Here is a 17,302-nt window from a genome sequence, read left to right as displayed (position 1 = left end):
CGCCTACGACATCGACCCCATCCGCGACCCATGGTTCCCGGTCCAGGCAGGCGATCAGGACAGCCTCCTCAAGTACGGCGAGGCGGAGACGCTCGTGCTCTGCTGGCCACCAGTCGGCTCAATGGCCTCCGAGTCACTCCTCCTCCACGACGGCGACGTCATCTACATCGGCGAACGCCCCGGTGAGGGGTTCAAGGCGTTCGCCGATATGCGGTTCTTCGACGTCCTTGAGGCACGCTACGAACACGTCACCCAGATCGACTTGCCGAGCCACCCCGGTGCGACAGACGACCTCCACCACTACCGGCCGCTCAACTAAGCCACACGGACGTCCGAACGGCTAGAACCGCACAACCAACTTAGAGGATTTCGGCGAGATCATCGAGATCGAAGAGCGACCACTCCTCGCCGAGGTCATCGCGGAGGCCATCCTGGAAACCACTCTTCGAGAAGAGGACGTATTGCTCCTCGCGCGTCCCTGGTCCCCAGCGCACGGCGTCCGCTTTCTCCCGAAGATCATCGACGAGACCGTGCCCAACGGGCGTGGTTGTCCATTTACACTCACCGAGGAGCAGTCGGTCATCCTGTGGGGCGAGCGCGACGATATCAACTTCGTCCTCCCCATACCACCAACGCCCAACACGCGAATACGGCTCGAGCATTCCATGCCGAATCAACTCCCAGACGGCCTCCTGGCAGACCAACTCGAAGGTCGTCGCGACATAATCGGGAAGCGCCGGCTCAATCGTCCCCTCGAAGACGACCTGGGGTGCTTCTTCGATACTGGAGCGATTCGGCTCGACGAACCGAAACCAGAACCGGAGGAATTCGTCGGCGACACTGTACCGCGAACGCTTCGACTTCTTCTGCGCGGCCGTCACGGGAACCTCGCGCTCGATAAGACGAAGCCGGCGCAGCGTCTGCAGATATTTCGAGAGTGGCCCAGACCCAATCCCGGTCGCGCCGGCGATCTCGTTCGGCGTCGTATGCCCAGTCGCAATCGCTTCCAGAATACTCATGTAGCGAGCTGGGTTCCGGAGCTCCGACCGCAGGAGGAACTCAGGCTCGTTGTACAGCACAGCAGTCGGGGAGAGAATTTCCGACTGGATGTTCTCGCCGAGCGTCTGCGTGTAGTCGAAGAGCGTGACGTACATCGGCGTGCCACCAGTCACTGCATACGACTCGACGGCCTGCTCGAGGTCGTAGCCGATGACGTCACGGGCCTCCCGGAACGAGAACGGCTCCAAGTCGATCTGTCCGGTTCGACGCCCGTAGAGCGGACTTTCGTGACCAAGCACCTCAGACTCCATCGTGCTAATGCTCGACCCACAGAGGACGAGCATCGACTCCGTCCCCCGAAGCTGTTCGTCGACGAACGACTGCACGTAGGACGGCAGTGAATCGTTCTCCGCAACGAGATACGGGAACTCGTCGATCACGACGACGCACTGCTCGCGCGCCAGACACTCCCCAAGATAGTCAAACGCGTCGTCCCAGCTGTCAATCGCGGGGACCCGATCGTCGAAGTGGTCCGCAACCTGTGTGACGAATTTCTCACGCTGCCGCACCTCTGCCTCCTGCGCAGCAAGATAGTAAATGTGCGAGCGGCCCGTAGCGAACTCTTTGAGGAGTTCGGTCTTCCCGACGCGCCGTCGACCGTAGACGACGTAGAAGGCATGACCGGCCGATTCGAACGCCGTCTCCAGAGCGTCAAGTTCGTCACCCCGATCGTAGAAGGTCATACTCTAAATAATGATTACTGCGATAATGACTTAGTGCTTCTGCCTGCTGGAGGAGCCGTTCGCCAGTGTCGCTTTCGAGCTGGACGACATCGGGCAGGTCGCCCCACTGCTTGGTGAGCGGTTGCGACGGAGCCCCATTACCATTAGCAGGACTGATCGCTGTGCGCGACCAGCCATGGGATCGGCTGTTAGCTGTCCGATCGAGGGGTGTGTCTTGCGTAGAGCGTTCCAGCTTGAGAGGCAAGTCGTGACTCGCCTTCATGTCTGTAGGATAGACAGTGCTGACGGCCAGTAGATGGTCCAGGCGAGTGTGACGACGAGGAGTGCGTTTCCGAGTGTTGTGAGGCCGAACACGAGGACGTCGCGTCGGTCTAGTGGGCCGTGTGCCATTGCGACGAGGACGGCAGTTGTGTTGAAGGGGAAGACGGTGGTTGCGGCGACGACGAGAACGGTTGCGAGCGCGAGCGGAATCGGTGCGACACCGATCGTGCTGCCGAGACGCATGATGACTGGGAGGACGACGAGGAGTGCGGCGGAGCCGGTGGAGAAGACGATGCGGACGGCGGCCGCGAAGAGGAGGAGGGCGGCGACGAGTTGCCACTGGGTGAGTTCGCCGAGTGGCGCTGCTTGGGTCACGGCGTCGACGCCGTATTGGAACGCGCGTGCCGCCTCAAGTCGGTCAAGAAGTGAGAACATCGTTCCGACGACGAAGAGGATACCCCAGTTCACCTCGCCGATATCTGCAGCGGTGAGGACGCCGATACCTGGGAGTGTGAGTATCGCGACGGCGAGTGTGGCTGGGACGATGGCGGGGAGGCCGATGAGTGAACCGGCCAGCCAGAGGCAGACCGCACCGACGAGGACGGCACCGACGACACGCTGGTCGTGGGTGAGTGCGTGGAGCGCACCGTCGGTGTCCCGCTCGATGGCCGTCGGTCTCGCGTTAGCGACGCCGCCGTGGAGGCCGTATGCGGTGGCGGCGGAGAGGGCGTAGAGCGTGGCGACTGGCGGTACCATGAGGACCGCCCAGTCGAGCCATGTGAGTGCGTAGCCTGCCGTGTGGAGGACTTCGGCGGCGACGAGCGCCATGCCGCCGCCGGTCATGAGTGCGAGCGAGCCGATTGGGTTGGTGTGGCCGAGCAGGAGGAAAGCGGCATGGCTGAATCCGCCGTCGTCTTCGAGGCTGTATGCCTCGGTGAGTTCGTCGACGACGGGTGCGAACGTGGTGGCGCGCGCGACGGCGGACGGCATCACGAACGCGAGTGCGAACAGTTGGAGGGTGAGTGCGCGGAACGGACGCTGTGTCGCGCGGGCGAGTGTGCGTGAGGCAACCCACTGGTCGAGGTTGACGCGCTCGATGGCGATACCTAGCAGGAAGACGAGCAGGAGGAAGAAGACGAGTGAGGAGGTGAAGCCGGAGGCGGCAACTCGAAACGACGGTGCGACATCGAGTTGCACGAGGAGGACGAGTGTGAGGATGCTCGAGACGACGTACGGGACGGCTTTGGTGAGCCAGAGGACGAGCGCGAACGCGAAGACGGCGGCAACGGACTGAATCTCCGGGGGGAGGATGACTGGCTCGATGAGCGCACCCCAGTAGGCGGCCGACATGGCAGCGATGAGGCCAGCGGCGCTGCGGAGTGAGAGACGTTCGGGGGATGGGTCAGACATCGGTCACGATGCTGCGGCAGACGTGCCGCGTGTTGATTCGGCTGTGGTGGTGCGTTCGATGCGGACGCGCTGGATGCGTTTTCGTTCGACTGCTTCGACGCGAATCGTGGTGTCGCCGTACGTGAACTCCTCGCCGGCGTCGACGAGGCGGCCGGCATAGTCGAGGATGAAGCCGGCGATGGTCTCGTACTCGCCGCTCTCGGGGAAGTCAAAGCCGAGTTCGCCGTTCACATCGTCGAGCGGCGTGGAGCCGTGTGCATAGACCGTCGTGTCGTTGACGACAGTGACGGTGGTCCGGTCACCGTCGGATTCACAGCCGACAACGAGGTCGGTGACGTCGCTGAGTGTGACGAGGCCGGCCGTCCCGCCGAACTCGTCGACGACGAGTGCCACGCTCGTGGCGTCGCGCTGGAGCGTATCGAGGACGTCATCAACCGGTGTCGTCTCCGGGACGTACCGGACGTTGTTGGCGAGTGCGCACACGGGTGTCTCGTCGGCCACGTCCTGCTGGCGGTGTGCGACGAGCGCTGTGAGGGAGACGACGCCGCGGACGTCATCGAGCGTCTCGTCGTAGACTGGGAGTCGATCATGACCGTTCTCCAGACAGCGCTCGATCGCGGTGTCGACTGTCGTGTCCGCCGGCACGGCGACGACGTCGGGACGAGGCGTCATCACCTCTCGGGCGATGCCGTCCGAAAGGCGGAACGCGCGGCGGATGAGCGTATGTTCGAGCGACGAGATGGTTCCCTCGCGTAAGCCAGTCTGTGCGAGTTCGCGGAGGTCGTCCCGGGAGACGCGCTCGTCCTCAACGGCTAGTCCGTCCCCGATGACGCGATTGACGAGACGAGTGAGGCGGGCGAAAATGACGACAAGCGGGTACGTGAGGCGGCGCGCGAGGAGGAGTGGACGCGCCGTTCTGAGCGCCCACGATTCGGTGTTTTCGACCGCGTACGACTTCGGCGCGCTCTCACCGAAGAGCAACACGACGGTGGTGACGCCGACTGTCGCGGCGACAACGGCCTGTCCCTGCGAGAGGTAGTAGCTGAGGAGGGTGGTGGCGAGCGACGACATCGCGACGTTCACGAGATTGTTCCCGACGAGAATCGTCGTCAGGAGGTCGTGTGGGCGATCAACGAGTGTCGCGAGCGCTGCTGCGCCGGGGGTGTCAGTGTCAGCGAGCGCCTCGACGCGATGCCGGGCGAGCGAGAACAGCGCAATCTCGGCCGACGAGAAGAACGCGGACAGCGCGAGGAGCGCGCCGAACGCCACACTGCCGAGGAGCGTCACGACGTCGCGACTACGCGCCACACCGGCGAGCCAGGCGTCGAGCGCGCTGAGTGGGGACATGAGCGGACAGGGAGGGTAGGTGAGTTAGTCGTCAGCGGATGTCTGCGATACCGCGGCGTCCTCAACGTCGGTGTCGCCGTCAACCGGGAAGTAGCAGGCGGCACTATGAGCGTCGCCGCCCGCCTCCGTGAGTGTGGGTTCGGCCTGCCGGCAGTCCTCGGTCGCTTCCGGGCAGCGTGGCGCGAACGCACACCCATTCGGCAGGTCGATGGGGTCCGGTGGCTCGCCATCGAGAAGGACACGCTCCCGGTCGTTCGAGGGGTCTTTCTCGGGGGCGGCCGAGAGCAGCGCGGACGTGTAGGGGTGTTTCGGTGCTTCGACAACGCGGTCGGTCTCCCCAAGTTCGATGATCCGGCCGAGATACATGATGGCGAGGCGGTCCGAAACCTGTGAGAGGCTCGCGAGGTCGTGGGAGATGTAGATGATGCCGATGCCGTCCTCGTCGGCGAGGTCACGCAGGAGGTTGAGGAGGTTGACTTTCAGGGAGACGTCGAGCATCGACGCCGGTTCGTCACAGACGAGGAAATCCGGATCGAGGACGAGCGCGCGAGCGATGGCGACACGCTGGCGCTGTCCACCCGAGAGCTCGTGCGGGTAGTCATCGAGGAACTGTTCTGCGGGCGTGAGGCCGACGCGTTCGAGTGTCTCTTTCGCCTTCTCCTCCTCGTGGCCCTCGGCGAGGCCGTGAATCGTCAGCGGCTCGGTGACGAGTTGGCGGACCGTCTGGCGTGGGTTCAGCGAGTCGAAGGGGTCCTGGAAGATGATCTGGGCCTTCCGACGGAACTCCTTCATTCCGCCGCGCTTGTACTCTTCGATGGACTTCCCGTCAAAGGTGATGTCGCCCCCGGTCGGCTCCTCGAGCATCGCAACCGTCTCGCCGAGCGTGGACTTCCCACAGCCGGACTCGCCGGCGATGCCGAGCACTTCCGAGCGGTGCAGTGAGAACGAGACGCCGTCGACGGCACGGACCTGCGGTGGGTCCTCACCACGAATCTGCTCGAGGAGGGGCTGACTCGTCGAGTACCACTTCTCGAGGTCCTCGACGCGGAGGATTTCCTCGCTCTCGGTGGTCGCGCCCGCGTCCTCGGACGGGTCGACACCCCACGTCTCGGGGTCGGCGGCGTCGCGACGCATCTGTGCGGCTTGCTCGACGTGATGGCACGCCGAGCGGTGGTTACGGTTCGGCAACTCTCTGGTCGGTGGCGTCTCTGTGGTGCACTCCTCGGTCTCGAATGGGCAGCGATCAGCGAACACGCACTGGGATGGTGGCGCGTCGAGACTCGGTGGTGAGCCCGGAATCGCGACCGGGTCGTCCGCGAGTTGCCCGACCTCGGGGAAGGAGTTCTTCAACCCCATCGTGTAGGGGTGTGTCGGGTTGATGAGGACGTTGTCGACGCTGCCCTGCTCCATCACCTGCCCGCCGTAGAGGATGGAGAGCTCGTCACAGGTCTCGGCGATAACGCCGATTTCGTGCGTGATGAGGAGGAGCGAGCTGTCGATGCGCTCCTGAATCTCTAGGATCTTGTCGATGATCTTGTCCTGGACGACGACGTCGAGACCCGTGGTCGGCTCGTCCGCGATGATGAGGTCGGGTTCGAGCGCGAGTGCCATCGCGATGGTGACGCGCTGGCGCATCCCTCCACTGAATTCGTGGGGGTATTCGTCGATGCGGTCGGGATCAAGGCCGACGATCTCGAAGAGTTCGCGGACGCGGTCGCGTGCCTTCGCGTCCGTGACGTTCCGGTGTTTCTGGATGGACTGGCGAATCTGGGCGCCACAGGTCATCACAGGGTCCAAAGAGTCCATCGCGCTCTGGGGGATGTAGGCGATCTCCTCCCAGAGGACGTCCCGGCGCTCCTCCTCGGAGAGGTCGAGCAGGTCTTGGCCCTTGAATCGGACTTCACCGGCGTCGACACGGCCGTTGTCCGGGAGGAGACCGAGGAGCGCCTCGGCGGCCGTGGACTTCCCGGACCCGCTCTCGCCGGCGAGCCCATAGTTCACGCCTTTCTCAATTTCGAACGAGACGCCGTTGACCGCGTGGACGCGGACGTCGTCTGTGCCGTACGTCACCGTCAGGTCGTCGACTTCGAGCAGACTCATGCGTTGTCGTTGATTTCGGGGTTGATGACTTCCTCATAGGCGCGGCCGATGAGGAACACCGATGTCGTGACCGCGGCGATGCCGACGGCGGGTGGGATGACCCACCACCACGCGACGCGGATGCTTCCGGAGGCGAACACCTGCCGGAGCATTCGGCCCCAGCTCGTCGTCGTCGGGTCGCCGAAGCCGAGGAACGCGAGGCTCGCCTGCGCGGCGATCGACCAGGCGACGCCGTACGCCGTGTAGAGGAACGCGATGGGGAGGACGTTCGGCGCGACGTGGACGAACATCGTGCGGAGGTGGCCGGCACCACTAGAGCGTGCGGACTTCACGAACGTCCGCTCGCTGACCGACATCACCTCCGAGCGGATGACGCGTGCGGGCATCTTCCAGAGGAAGGCCGCGATGATGAGCGTGATAATCCAGATGTTCGGCTGGATGAACGTCAACAATAGGAGCGCCATCGGCATGAGCGGCAGCGAGAACGTGAGGTCGGTGAGACGCATCAGCAGTTCGTCGACCCAGCCGCCGAAGTAGCCGCTGACAAGGCCGACGAGGAAGCCGATGGCGCCTGTCGCGACGCCACCGACGACGCCGACGATGAACGTCGGGCGCGCGCCGGCGAGGAACTGGCTGAAGACGTCCTTGCCGTAGGCGGTGGTGCCGAACGGCGCCTGAAGCGTCGGGGCGTGAAGGCGCAGAATCGTCCCCTGTGCGTTCTGGATGTTCGCCCGGATCGGGTCGTGCGGGGCGAGCATCGGCCCGAACACCCCGAGGAACGCGAACGTCACGAGGACGACGAACCCAGCAAGTGCGGGCCGATCCGAGGCGAGGAACTGGAAGTGCGCCACGAGCTGGTCGGCTTTCCCGCGGAGCCACGAGCGTGCGCTGTCGACGGTACGCGTCGACATCAGCTCCCACCTCCGCTACTGACGGTCGGGTCAAAGTACGCGGACATGACGTCGGCGACGAGGTTCATGATGATGACGGCGAGTGCCATGAGGAAGACGGCGGCTTGGACGACCGGGAAGTCCTGCTGGGAGATCGAGGTGACGAGCTGGCGGCCGATACCCGGCCAGCCGAAGACGACCTCCAGCAGGATGAGCCCCTGAAAGATCATGCCAAGGCGGAGCGCAAAGTAGGTCAGCACGGGCAGCAGCGAGTTCCGCCCGGCGCGCATGAGTTGCTCCGTCTCGGTGAGACCCTTCGCGCGATGCAGTTTCAGGAACTCGGAGCCCTTCTTCTCGATGATGCCGTTCCGGGCGAGCAGGAGGAAGTCGCCGCTGTAGTAGAGGACGGCGACGGTGAACGGGAGGACGTAGTGGTAGGCGAAGTCGAGCGAGAGATAGGTGTCCGTGAACCCGCTCGGACTCGCGGTAATCTCGCGCATCCCGAACGCCGGGAAGAGATCGAGGCTGTACGAGAAGACGATGATGAACAGGAGCGCCGTGATGAAGACGGGCGTCGAGCGGAGGAACGTCGTCGTGACGATGCTCCCCGTTTCGAGCCACGACCCCCGGTTCCATCCGGCGTACATCCCGAGCAGCGTGCTCAACACGGCCGTCGTGACGAGCGCGGGCACGAGCAGGATGAGTGTGTTGAACAGCTTCGGGCCGAGAATCTCCCAGACCGGGCGACTCTGGCGGATCGAGTAGCCGAACTGGAACGTCAGGAGGTTCTTCAGGTAGAGGACGTACTGGTCGAGCAGCGGCTGGTTCAGCCCGTAGAGCGCCATGATGTCTCGGACCTGTTGCTCGGAGAGGTTCCCGGACGCGACGAGCTTCGTGAACGGACTCCCCGGGAGCAGGCGGAGGGTGAAGAAAATCACCGTCACGGCGACGAGCGTGAGCGCCGCCGCGATGGCGATGCGTTTCGCGAGGAAGCGCTGGAACTGACTCATCGCGCCACCTCCGCGCGCCGGCGTGGCGCCGCGAGCGAGACGGTACGGTCGGTCGTGTGTGCGTGCGTCATTGGCTGTTCGCAAAGTTCGGTTGGTCGAGTTCGGTACGGCGCTTGTGACAGTTCCCGTTCTGGACGCGCTCGACGAACGCCGCCCACGCCTCCCCGTTCGGGAAGCGGAGGTTGCCGGCGTCGTCCCACGTGTAGCCCGCCTCCGCGAGGATGGTGCGCGCCTCCTCGACGTCGTAGGTGTAGTCGTAGCTATCGCCGTTATGCCACGACGTGAGTTCGGAGATGAAGTTCTCCCCGGGCGGCACGGTCGCGCGCCCCTGCAGGACTTGCTCGACGAACCTCTGTTTGTCGACGGCCTTCGCGAGCGCGACCCGGAACTCCTTGTCCCGAATCAGCGGCGCGGAGAACATGAGCTTCGTGTCGAGCGGCGCGAAGTTGTTCGCGACCTTCTTCTCAAGGGCGTTGTGGTCGGCGACGCGCTCGGCTTGCGCGTTCGAGAGACGGCCGGCAGCGGCGTCGATCTTCTGATTCTGCAGGCCGCCGATGAGCGCGTTGATGTTCCCGACGTTCACCCAGATGACGCGCTCGATGCCGGGGCCGCGCGCAGCGGCGTCGCCAAGGTGCTCGGCGCGCCAGTCGTCGTCCCACATCCAGTGGTCGTCGTTGCGGCTGACGACGAACTTGCTGCTCTGCGACCAGCTCTCGAACTCGAACGGCCCAGTGCCGACCGGCGGCGACGGACTGTGCTGGGTGGGGCTGTCGACGTCTTTCCAGCGGTGTTTCGGAATGATGACGCTCCGCACAACGCGCTGGGTGAGGAAGGAGGCGTCCGGTCGCGAGAGCGTGAAGCGGACGTCGTGGTCACCAAGCACTTCGACGGACTCGATGGGCTCGTAGAACGGCGCCTGGCTCACCGCCGAATACTGCTTGTAGTAATCGACGGAGAACTTCACGTCCTCGGCGGTGAACGGCTCGCCGTCATGCCAGGTGACACCCTCGCGGAGCGACATCTCGACGGTGGTGTCGTCGACGAACTCCGCGCTCGTCGCGAGCGCCGGGACGGCCTCGAGGTTCGGCGAGGCGTCGAAGAGGCCGTCGTAGAGGTAGAGGAGGCGTTTGGCCTCCGCGCCGCCGGCGGCCCACGGGAGGTTGAGCGAGTTCATCGAAATGGACGTCCCCTTCACGTACGCGCGTTCGCCCGTCTGCGGCTGGAGGTTCACCTCCGTCCACTGGAAGGAGTCGCCAGTCGGGCCGTTGCCGGGCGTCATCACGTACCCGTTCCACTTGCGCTCGTTCACGGCGGTGATGACGTCCGGGAAGAGTGTGATGAGGCCGCCGACGTCCTCGGCGAAAATCTCCTGCGCTTTCGCGACCAGCTCCTCACGTTTCTCGCGATCGCCGGTAAGCCGTCGCTGGCGCTCGAGCAGGTCGTTAAGCTGCGGATGCCAGTAGTTGTCGTAGTTCGACGGGTTCGCCTTGTGCCGACGCATCAACAGCGGGTTCGGATCGAGGCCGCGCTGCGGGTCGGGCCCGTGCGTGCTCATCGAGATCATGTTCTCGAGGCCCGTCGTCGTCCAGCTCTGGGCGTAGAGCTGGTTTAGCGGTCGGTTGTCGAGCGACGTCCGCACGCCGAGGTCGCGCAGCGAGCGCTGAACCAGGAACGCGTGCTCGCGCATCCACGGGTCGTCCTCGGTGGAGAACTCGATGGTCACCGGGTCGAGGACGGCGCCGGCTTTCGCCGTGTACTCCATCGGCGGCGAGTCGGCGTCGATAGTCGGCCAGTCGTGCCAGTACTGCGTTTCGACCGTCGCGGGCGTCCCACCTGGGACGACCGGGTCGAGGCTGGCGGGTTGTGTACCCGATCCGGCGCAGCCGGCGAGCCCGGTTGCCCCTGCGACGCCGAGGCCGGCGACGGTCTGCAGGTACCGTCGCCGGGACGTCCCGGAGCCGTCACCCGGCCCAGCACTTCCCTCATTATTGCTCATTACACTCCTCATAGTAGGGGTGTGTTCCGGTAGACATTCCGCCGAAGCCCGCTGAACACTATCGCTCTTTAAGTCGGGGTGGAGTCTGCACGCGCCAGCGGCGGGCGTCGAACCCAGATGGCGACCGACGTCTCAGCGCGCCGAGAAGACGAGTTCGAGGAAGGTGTGTTCGGCCGTCCGGATACGCTCACTGAACGTCGACTGCTGAATCCCGAGGGCGTCCGCGACGTCCTGCGCCGACGCCTCCCGCGGCACCGAGAAATACCCCATCGAGTACGCCGTCTCCAATACGTCGATCTGGTCCTCACTCAACTTCGAGACGAGGACGTCGGTCAGCCGGCCGCTGTCGAGCGGTTCGCCCGGACGCTCCGTCTCGGACACCCGCACCAGGTCGAACGTCCCGAACTTCGCCTCGACGTCGTCGGCTAACTCACGAAAGTCCTCCCACTCCCGTACCGTCACGATGACCGACACCGTCCCGTCCTGCACGACCAGTCGGTTCGGGATGGCGTGGCGACGGAGTGCGACCTCCAAGATGTAGGGGTACGGTTCGTTCACGAAGACAACGGCACGCGTCAAGCGGCGACCGGACGACCCGGACGGAATCGACTGCGTGTAGAACACCGACACGCCCGAAATATCCTCCAAACAGGCCTCGATGTCGACGTCCTCGGTCGTCGCGATAGTGAACGACTCCAGCCACTCCCCGTCCTCGACGTAGAACGCGTTGTCGACGTCGATGCTCCCACCCTCGCCGATTCGCGACAGTAGCGCGGCGAGGACGCCCGTCGGCTCCGTCTCGAACTCGACTGTAAGGATATCCGATTACCTCCGTGCGCTGCAATGGGAAACGCGCTGAAACAGTTGCTGGTTTTGCCTATCTTTCTGCGAAGAGAGAATCCCGTCCTTCGGACGGGCGTGAATCCGACAATCCCTCCTCGATCCACTGTCGGTAACGGGCGGGATATTCCACGCTAATCTGGAACGTTGAATTCCGGCACGGACGCGATCGAGGACCGCTGCGACCGAGAGAACGAGCATGCTGTGCCCTTCGAAGCGTCCGCTCCAGTGATGGCTCGTAACTCAGAGACCGACGGCGACGCCGATATCGAGACCCATGCCGTGGGGAATATACCGGTACGTACAGCTCATATCAACGTATTTGCCACCGAACAGCTTCTTGGAGCACGATGGCTCCGATCACTAGCCCGCACCGTCGTACGGTTCTCAAAGGGACTGCAGTCACGGCGCTCACGTCGTTGGTCGGTGGGACCGCGTCGGCCGCGAGCGACGACACCGACGCCGCCGACCGACCGGAGGAGACCGACGAGTCGCCGATCTTGGCCGCCCATCGCGGGTTCAAAGGTGTCTATCCCGAGAACACCGTCGCCGCGTTCGAGAACGCCGTCGCCGGCGGCGCGAACGCCAACGCGGCCGTCCGTGGCTGCGACATGGTCGAGTGCGACATCGTCCCTGCGGGCGGTCAGCCGTGGAAGGGTGAGGACTTCGAACTCGCGGTCTTCCACGACGACAAGCTCGCCGACCGCGACGGTGGACAGCGGGGCCCGACCGACGCGCCGAACAAGTACGTGTGGGAGGCTGATGCGGACGTCGTCTTCGACGCCGAAGTCCTCGGGAGTGGCGAGACGGTCCCTCGACTCGAGGAGGTCGTCGACGCCGTCCCGGCCAACGTCCCGCTCAACGTCGAGTGGAAGGCTGCCGGTCGCCCGGAGATGCCCGACGACTTCGAGGCACGAAAGGAAACGTGGCGGCCGTTCACCGAACGGGCACTGGACGTCCTCGCTGCGTCCAACAACGAGTTCGTCGTCCAGTCGTTCTCGAAGGCTGCACTCGCGACGGTACGAGAGGCAGACCCGAGTGTCCCCATCGCGTACCTCCTCTGGGACTCGATCGAGGACGGACTCGAGACCGCGCGAGAACTCGACTGTGAGTACGTGCAACCACCGTACAACATGATCAAGGGGACTCCGTTCTTCCGAGACGAGTACTACCTTGACGGGAGTGACTGGGCCGACATCGACCTGGTCGAAGTCGCCCACAGCGAGGGTCGGAAGGTCATCCCGTACACAGTCGACAACTGGTACCAGGCCGAACAGCTAGTCGAAGCGGGTGTCGACGGCGTCATCTCGGACTACCCGGGCGTTCTCGGCCGAGAGCACTGACGCTCGCTATCAATAGCCACTAGCAGTCTGATGCTCAGAGCGCGTAGTAGGGCGTATGATCACGCAGGGAGACAAATTATACGCGGAGCAGGCGCAATACAGGGCCTGTAGGCCGTAGATACGCGTGGTCACTCGGCTCTACGTCCGACCGACAATCACATAGTCTGCGTTTCCGGGGAGAAGGCGGCTGTGTTGGTTAAACGAGATACACCGCGACTGCAGTGTCGCTTGTCGACCCGCGGGTGCAGTCGGTCCCTAGGTCGCTTCTTCGTCCGAGGACGGGTCGTCGTCGAAGATGCGGCCGAAGACTTTGTCCTCGGCTGCGCGGAGGTGCTGGGAGAACGTCGGTGCCGCGATGCCGAGGGAGTCCGCGACGTCTTCGCCGCTCGATTCGCGCGGCCACTTGAAGTATCCCGCGGCGTATGCCGCCTCGATGACGGTGCGCTGCCGGTCGGTCAGGTCGTCCGCCCAGACGCGCTGCAGGCGTTCGGACGTGTCGTCGGTGGTGTCGATGCGTCGCCGTGCGATCAGTTCGGCGGTATCGTATCTGTCGTCGATCGTCTCGATGACCTGTCTGACTTCGACTTCTTCCGGGAGGTGGACGGTCATCTGGATGTCGCGGCCCTCGATACGGGCGTCATCGATGGAGCCGCCGAGCGACGCCACCTCGGACATGATGGGGACGCTCGACAGCCGGAGTTCGAAACGCACGCCGTCGAGTTGCTCGCTGACGACGGAGACGCTCTCCCACGCTTCGACTAACTCCGTCAGCGACCGGATGGTCTCGACGGACGCCGCCGACGTCTCGCCGTAGATGAGGAACGTGTCGTCGCCGACCGGGATCACTCGCTCGAGTTCGACCGGGTCCGAGAGGCCGGTTCCATCGGGTGCGGTGATGGCGTCCTCGACGTGGAACCCGAGTTCGACCAGCGTGTCGCTCATCAGTGCGCGCTTCCGTTCGGCGGCGGCGATGGCGTGGCCGATGATCTCGCCGAGGTGCGCGACGACGTTCCGTTCTTCACGCCAGAACGCACCAGTGCGCGCCGAATAGACGGTGAGGACGCCGTAGACGGTGTCCTCGTGGACGATCGGGATCGCGGCGAGCGCTTCGAAGCCGTGGTTCGCGCCCGCTTCCTGGAGGCCGTACTCGGCGTCGGTCGTGACGTCCTGCACGGTCACGACCTCGCCAGTCTTGAGTGCGCGATTCGCCGGCCGGTCGCGGCTCTCGTCCGCGTCGGTTGGTGGGAGGAGGTCGTCGCACCCGTCGAGGTTCGCCTGTGCGTTGACGGTCAGCGTCTGTGAGCGAGGGTCGGCCGTGCCGATCCACGCGAACTCGTAGGAGTCAGAGGCCGCGAGCTGGTTGCAGGCCGTCTGCTCGATCTCCGTGCGGGTCGAGCGGTCGACGACGGCGCCGGTGACGCTGTGGACGACGCCGTTCAGTTGGTTGATCGCGGCGAGTCGCTGTCGCTGCTGTTTGAGGCGGCGTTCGCGCTCCCGCCGCTCGGTGACGTCGTGCGTGTAGACGACGATTCCGCCGATCGCGGGGTCGTCTTGCAGGTCGCGTGCGCGGGCGTCCAGAACGACCCACGAGCCGTCCGCGTGCTCGAGGCGGAACTCGGCCGTCGATCGACCGTCGGTGAACGTCTCGAACGCGTCCCGGAGCGTCTCCTCGTCGTCGGGATGGACGAGCGAGAAGACGTCGCGGTGGACGAGCTCGTCGGGGTCGTAGCCGAGGATGCGTCTGACTGACGGGGTGGCGTACTTGATCGTCCCGTCCGGGGAGACGATGGTGTTCGCGTCAGCTGCCTCCTCGATGAGTGTCTCGTAGCGTTTCTGCTCGCGTTCGTGTGCCTTTCGCTCGATCGCGTGATAGACCGAGCGGATGAGGAGGTCCGGGGAGAGGTCGTCCTTCACGAGGTACTCTTCGGCACCCTGTCGGAGCGCCTCGATTCCGATTTCGCGGTCACGCAGCCCGGTGAGGACCACGACCGGGATGCGCGGTGCGTGCTCGACGACGCGCTGCAGCGTCTCGAGACCGTCGCTGTCCGGGAGGTTCAAGTCCAGTAGGACGACGTCGAGCGTCTCCGCGGCCAGTCGGTCGAGTCCCGCCTCGAGACGCGTCTCGTGGACGAACGGCGCGCCGTCGGGTTCGGACGGCTGCTGAGCGTTGACGCCGCCGCCGTCGGTGCTGGGCCGGTCGGCGCGCGGACCGATCGAGCGCTCGGAGAACGCCCTCGCCTCGTCGAGCAACTCCTCGATGTAGCGCGCGTCACCGGGGTTGTCCTCGATCAACAGCAGCCGCGGTGTGTCGGTGTCGGTCATGTGCCGTTCGGCTCTGGTGGGAGTTTCACGAGGGTGAGCCAGAAGTCCTCGAACGACTGGATCATCTCGATGAACGCCGCCGGGTCGATGGGTTTCGTCAGGTAGGCGTTCGAGTGGTTCTCGTAGCTCTCGACGATGTCCTCCTCGGCTTCCGAGCTCGTCAGGATGACGACCGGAATCCGGCAGAGTGCGTCATCGGACTTGACCTCCTCGAGGACGTCCATCCCGCTCACGCGCGGGAGGTTCAAGTCCAGCAGGACGAGGTCGGGTCGGTCCACGTCCGCGTACTCGCCGCGCTGATGGAGGTAGTCGAGTGCGGACTGCCCGTCACGGGTGACGTGGAGGTCGTTGTTGATGCGCGCCTCCGCGAACGCTTCCTCGGTGAGGCGCACGTCGCCGGGGTTGTCCTCCACGAGCAGAATCTCGACGGGCTCCCCGTCCTGATGTTCTATCATCGGTCGTTTCCTACCGTTGGCAGTGCGACGGTAAAAGTTGCACCCTCACCCGGTTCGGAGTCCACCCAGAGACGGCCGTCGTGGCGTTCGACGATGCGCCGGCAGAGCGCCAACCCGATTCCCGTTCCCGAATACTCCGATTGGGTGTGGAGGCGTTGGAACACCTCGAAGACGCGATCTTCCTGCTCCGGGTCGATGCCGATGCCGTCGTCCGCGACGGCGATCTGCCATTCGTCACCGACCCGCTCGGCCGAGACGTGGACTTCGGGTGGCTCCTCCCCGCTGTACGTGAGCGCGTTGTCGAGGAGGTTCTGGAACACCTGCCGGAGCTGGTCGGGGTCGCCCGACACCTCGGGGAGTTCCTCGACGGTGACGTCGGCGTCCGTCTCCTCGATCTTCATCTGGAGGTCGGCGTGTACGCCCGTGAGGACGTCGTCCAAATCCACGCGCTCGAACGGGTCGCCGCGCGTCTCGACGCGCGAATACTTGAGGAGCGCGTCGATCATCTCGCGCATCCGGTCGGCACCGTCGACGGCGTACGCGAGGAACTCCTCGCCGTCCTCGTCGAGTGCGTCCTCGTAGCGTCGCTCGATGAGCGAGAGATAGCTGGAGACCATCCGCAGCGGCTCTTGGAGGTCGTGTGAGGCCGCGTACGCGAACTGCTCGAGGCGCTCGTTCGATTCCTCGAGGTCGGCGACGAGCCGCTCCAACTCCTCGTTGTAGCGGTTGCGCTCGATGGCGTCCGTGAGGATGTTCGCGACGCTCTGCACGAAGTTGACGTCCTCAACACTGAACGACGTCCGGTCGGTGTCGTGCGTGCCGAGAATGCCCCACGGGTTGTCGACCGACCCGATGACCGTGCTGACGCCGCTCTCGATGTCGTGTGACGTGAGCAACTCCGCGGCGTCGAAGCGCGTCTCCGTCCCGAAGTCGTCCACGACGACCGGCTCCTCGGAGGCCAGCGCGTACCCTGATTGTGTGCCCTCGCCGGCGTCGACGCTCGCACTCCCGATGACGGCGTCGTCCCAGCCGACGCCGTGGCGCACCTGTAGTTCCTGTCTGCTCGCATCGAGGTCGAGGACCGTGCAGTAGTCGGTATCGAGGACGTCAGCGACTTCGCGGACCGCGTCCGCCATGAGCTGGTCGAGGTCGTCCGTCTCGAGCGCCAGCTGCCCGAGTTCCGCGACGACCGCCTGCTGGCGGGTGCGTCGCTCCAGGGCGTGCTCGCGCTCCTTGCGGTCCGTGATGTCCTCGGCGATACCGACGATTTTGGTGACTGCGCCGTCGTCGTCAGTGACCGGCGCCCCGCGGGCGTGCACCCAGCGGACCTCGCCGTCCGGCTGAACGACGCGGAACACCTCGTCGTAGGACTCCTCGGGGAGGCGCATGTAGGCGTCGCGGACGCGCTCGCGGTCCTCGTGGTGAACGCCGTCGAGGAACACGTGGGAGTTCTCGTAGATCGCCTCGCGCTCGCGCCCCCAGATGTCCTCGTAGGCGGGATTGATGTAGAGCATCTCCGTGGTGTCCGGCGTCGTCATCCACACCGTCTCCTCGAGGTTCTCCGCGAGCAGCCGGAAACGCTCCTC

Annotated in this window: 12 protein-coding genes and 1 pseudogene; 2 read left to right on the top strand and 11 right to left on the bottom strand. The window is 64.8% G+C overall.

Translation table 11 applies throughout. From position 1 onward, the window contains the following. Window positions 1-121 precede the first annotated feature (121 nt). Window positions 122-319: a hypothetical protein gene (locus ACQUS8_RS11400; protein ID WP_435101095.1), complete on the top strand. Its 198-nt coding sequence runs from the start codon at window positions 122-124 to the stop codon at window positions 317-319. Between the two features lie 40 nt (window positions 320-359). Here the strand turns inward: ACQUS8_RS11400 and ACQUS8_RS11395 are convergent, their stop codons facing one another. The 8 genes from ACQUS8_RS11395 to ACQUS8_RS11360 all read right to left on the bottom strand — a co-directional run bounded on the left by ACQUS8_RS11395 (window position 360) and on the right by ACQUS8_RS11360 (window position 11,524). Continuing rightward, on the bottom strand, window positions 360-1,742 hold the full coding sequence (locus tag ACQUS8_RS11395; RefSeq protein WP_435101093.1) for an ATP-binding protein: 1,383 nt from the start codon (window positions 1,740-1,742) through the stop codon (window positions 360-362). A gap of 258 nt (window positions 1,743-2,000) precedes the next feature. Beyond that, window positions 2,001-3,413 carry an SLC13 family permease gene (locus ACQUS8_RS11390; RefSeq protein ID WP_435101091.1) on the bottom strand — a complete coding sequence of 471 codons (1,413 nt, stop codon included), beginning with the start codon at window positions 3,411-3,413 and terminating at the stop codon, window positions 2,001-2,003. Window positions 3,414-3,416: 3 nt separating this feature from the next. Continuing rightward, window positions 3,417-4,760, bottom strand: a complete 1,344-nt coding sequence (locus ACQUS8_RS11385; RefSeq protein ID WP_435101089.1) for a hemolysin family protein — start codon at window positions 4,758-4,760, stop codon at window positions 3,417-3,419. Between the two features lie 24 nt (window positions 4,761-4,784). Next, window positions 4,785-6,860, bottom strand: coding sequence for a dipeptide ABC transporter ATP-binding protein (locus ACQUS8_RS11380; protein ID WP_435101087.1), 2,076 nt, complete (start codon window positions 6,858-6,860; stop codon window positions 4,785-4,787). Beyond that, complete coding sequence (locus ACQUS8_RS11375; RefSeq protein ID WP_435101085.1) at window positions 6,857-7,771, bottom strand: ABC transporter permease; 915 nt, start codon at window positions 7,769-7,771, stop codon at window positions 6,857-6,859. The genes ACQUS8_RS11380 and ACQUS8_RS11375 overlap by 4 nt, the downstream gene beginning before the upstream one ends. After that, window positions 7,771-8,760: an ABC transporter permease gene (locus ACQUS8_RS11370; RefSeq protein ID WP_435101083.1), complete on the bottom strand. Its 990-nt coding sequence runs from the start codon at window positions 8,758-8,760 to the stop codon at window positions 7,771-7,773. The genes ACQUS8_RS11375 and ACQUS8_RS11370 overlap by 1 nt, the downstream gene beginning before the upstream one ends. 67 nt (window positions 8,761-8,827) lie before the next feature. Continuing rightward, window positions 8,828-10,756, bottom strand: a complete 1,929-nt coding sequence (locus ACQUS8_RS11365) for an ABC transporter substrate-binding protein (protein WP_435101081.1) — start codon at window positions 10,754-10,756, stop codon at window positions 8,828-8,830. Window positions 10,757-10,888: 132 nt separating this feature from the next. Then, window positions 10,889-11,524, bottom strand: a complete 636-nt coding sequence (locus ACQUS8_RS11360; RefSeq protein WP_435101785.1) for a helix-turn-helix domain-containing protein — start codon at window positions 11,522-11,524, stop codon at window positions 10,889-10,891. A gap of 422 nt (window positions 11,525-11,946) precedes the next feature. Between ACQUS8_RS11360 and ACQUS8_RS11355 the strand changes: the two genes are divergently transcribed. Then, window positions 11,947-12,939 (top strand): glycerophosphodiester phosphodiesterase, encoded by a 993-nt coding sequence (locus tag ACQUS8_RS11355; RefSeq protein WP_435101079.1) that lies wholly within the window; start codon window positions 11,947-11,949, stop codon window positions 12,937-12,939. 255 nt (window positions 12,940-13,194) lie between these two features. Here the strand turns inward: ACQUS8_RS11355 and ACQUS8_RS11350 are convergent, their stop codons facing one another. From ACQUS8_RS11350 to ACQUS8_RS11340, 3 genes and pseudogenes are all read right to left on the bottom strand, one after another. After that, window positions 13,195-15,261 carry a bacterio-opsin activator domain-containing protein gene (locus tag ACQUS8_RS11350; RefSeq protein WP_435101077.1) on the bottom strand — a complete coding sequence of 689 codons (2,067 nt, stop codon included), beginning with the start codon at window positions 15,259-15,261 and terminating at the stop codon, window positions 13,195-13,197. Then, a complete protein-coding gene (locus tag ACQUS8_RS11345; protein WP_435101075.1) occupies window positions 15,258-15,716 on the bottom strand; it encodes a response regulator in 459 nt (152 codons plus the stop codon). Before ACQUS8_RS11345 ends, ACQUS8_RS11350 begins: the two co-directional genes overlap by 4 nt. Next, window positions 15,713-17,299: pseudogene (locus tag ACQUS8_RS11340) on the bottom strand (sensor histidine kinase); the annotation flags it as partial. The gene ACQUS8_RS11345 and the pseudogene ACQUS8_RS11340, both read right to left, overlap by 4 nt. Window positions 17,300-17,302 lie beyond the last annotated feature (3 nt).

It is taken from the genome of Halarchaeum sp. P4, from assembly GCF_051195175.1.
In the GTDB taxonomy this organism is placed as follows: Archaea; Halobacteriota; Halobacteria; order Halobacteriales; family Halobacteriaceae; genus Halarchaeum.
Note: the sequence above shows the minus strand (reverse complement) of the source record. Positions and strands in the feature narration are given on the sequence as shown.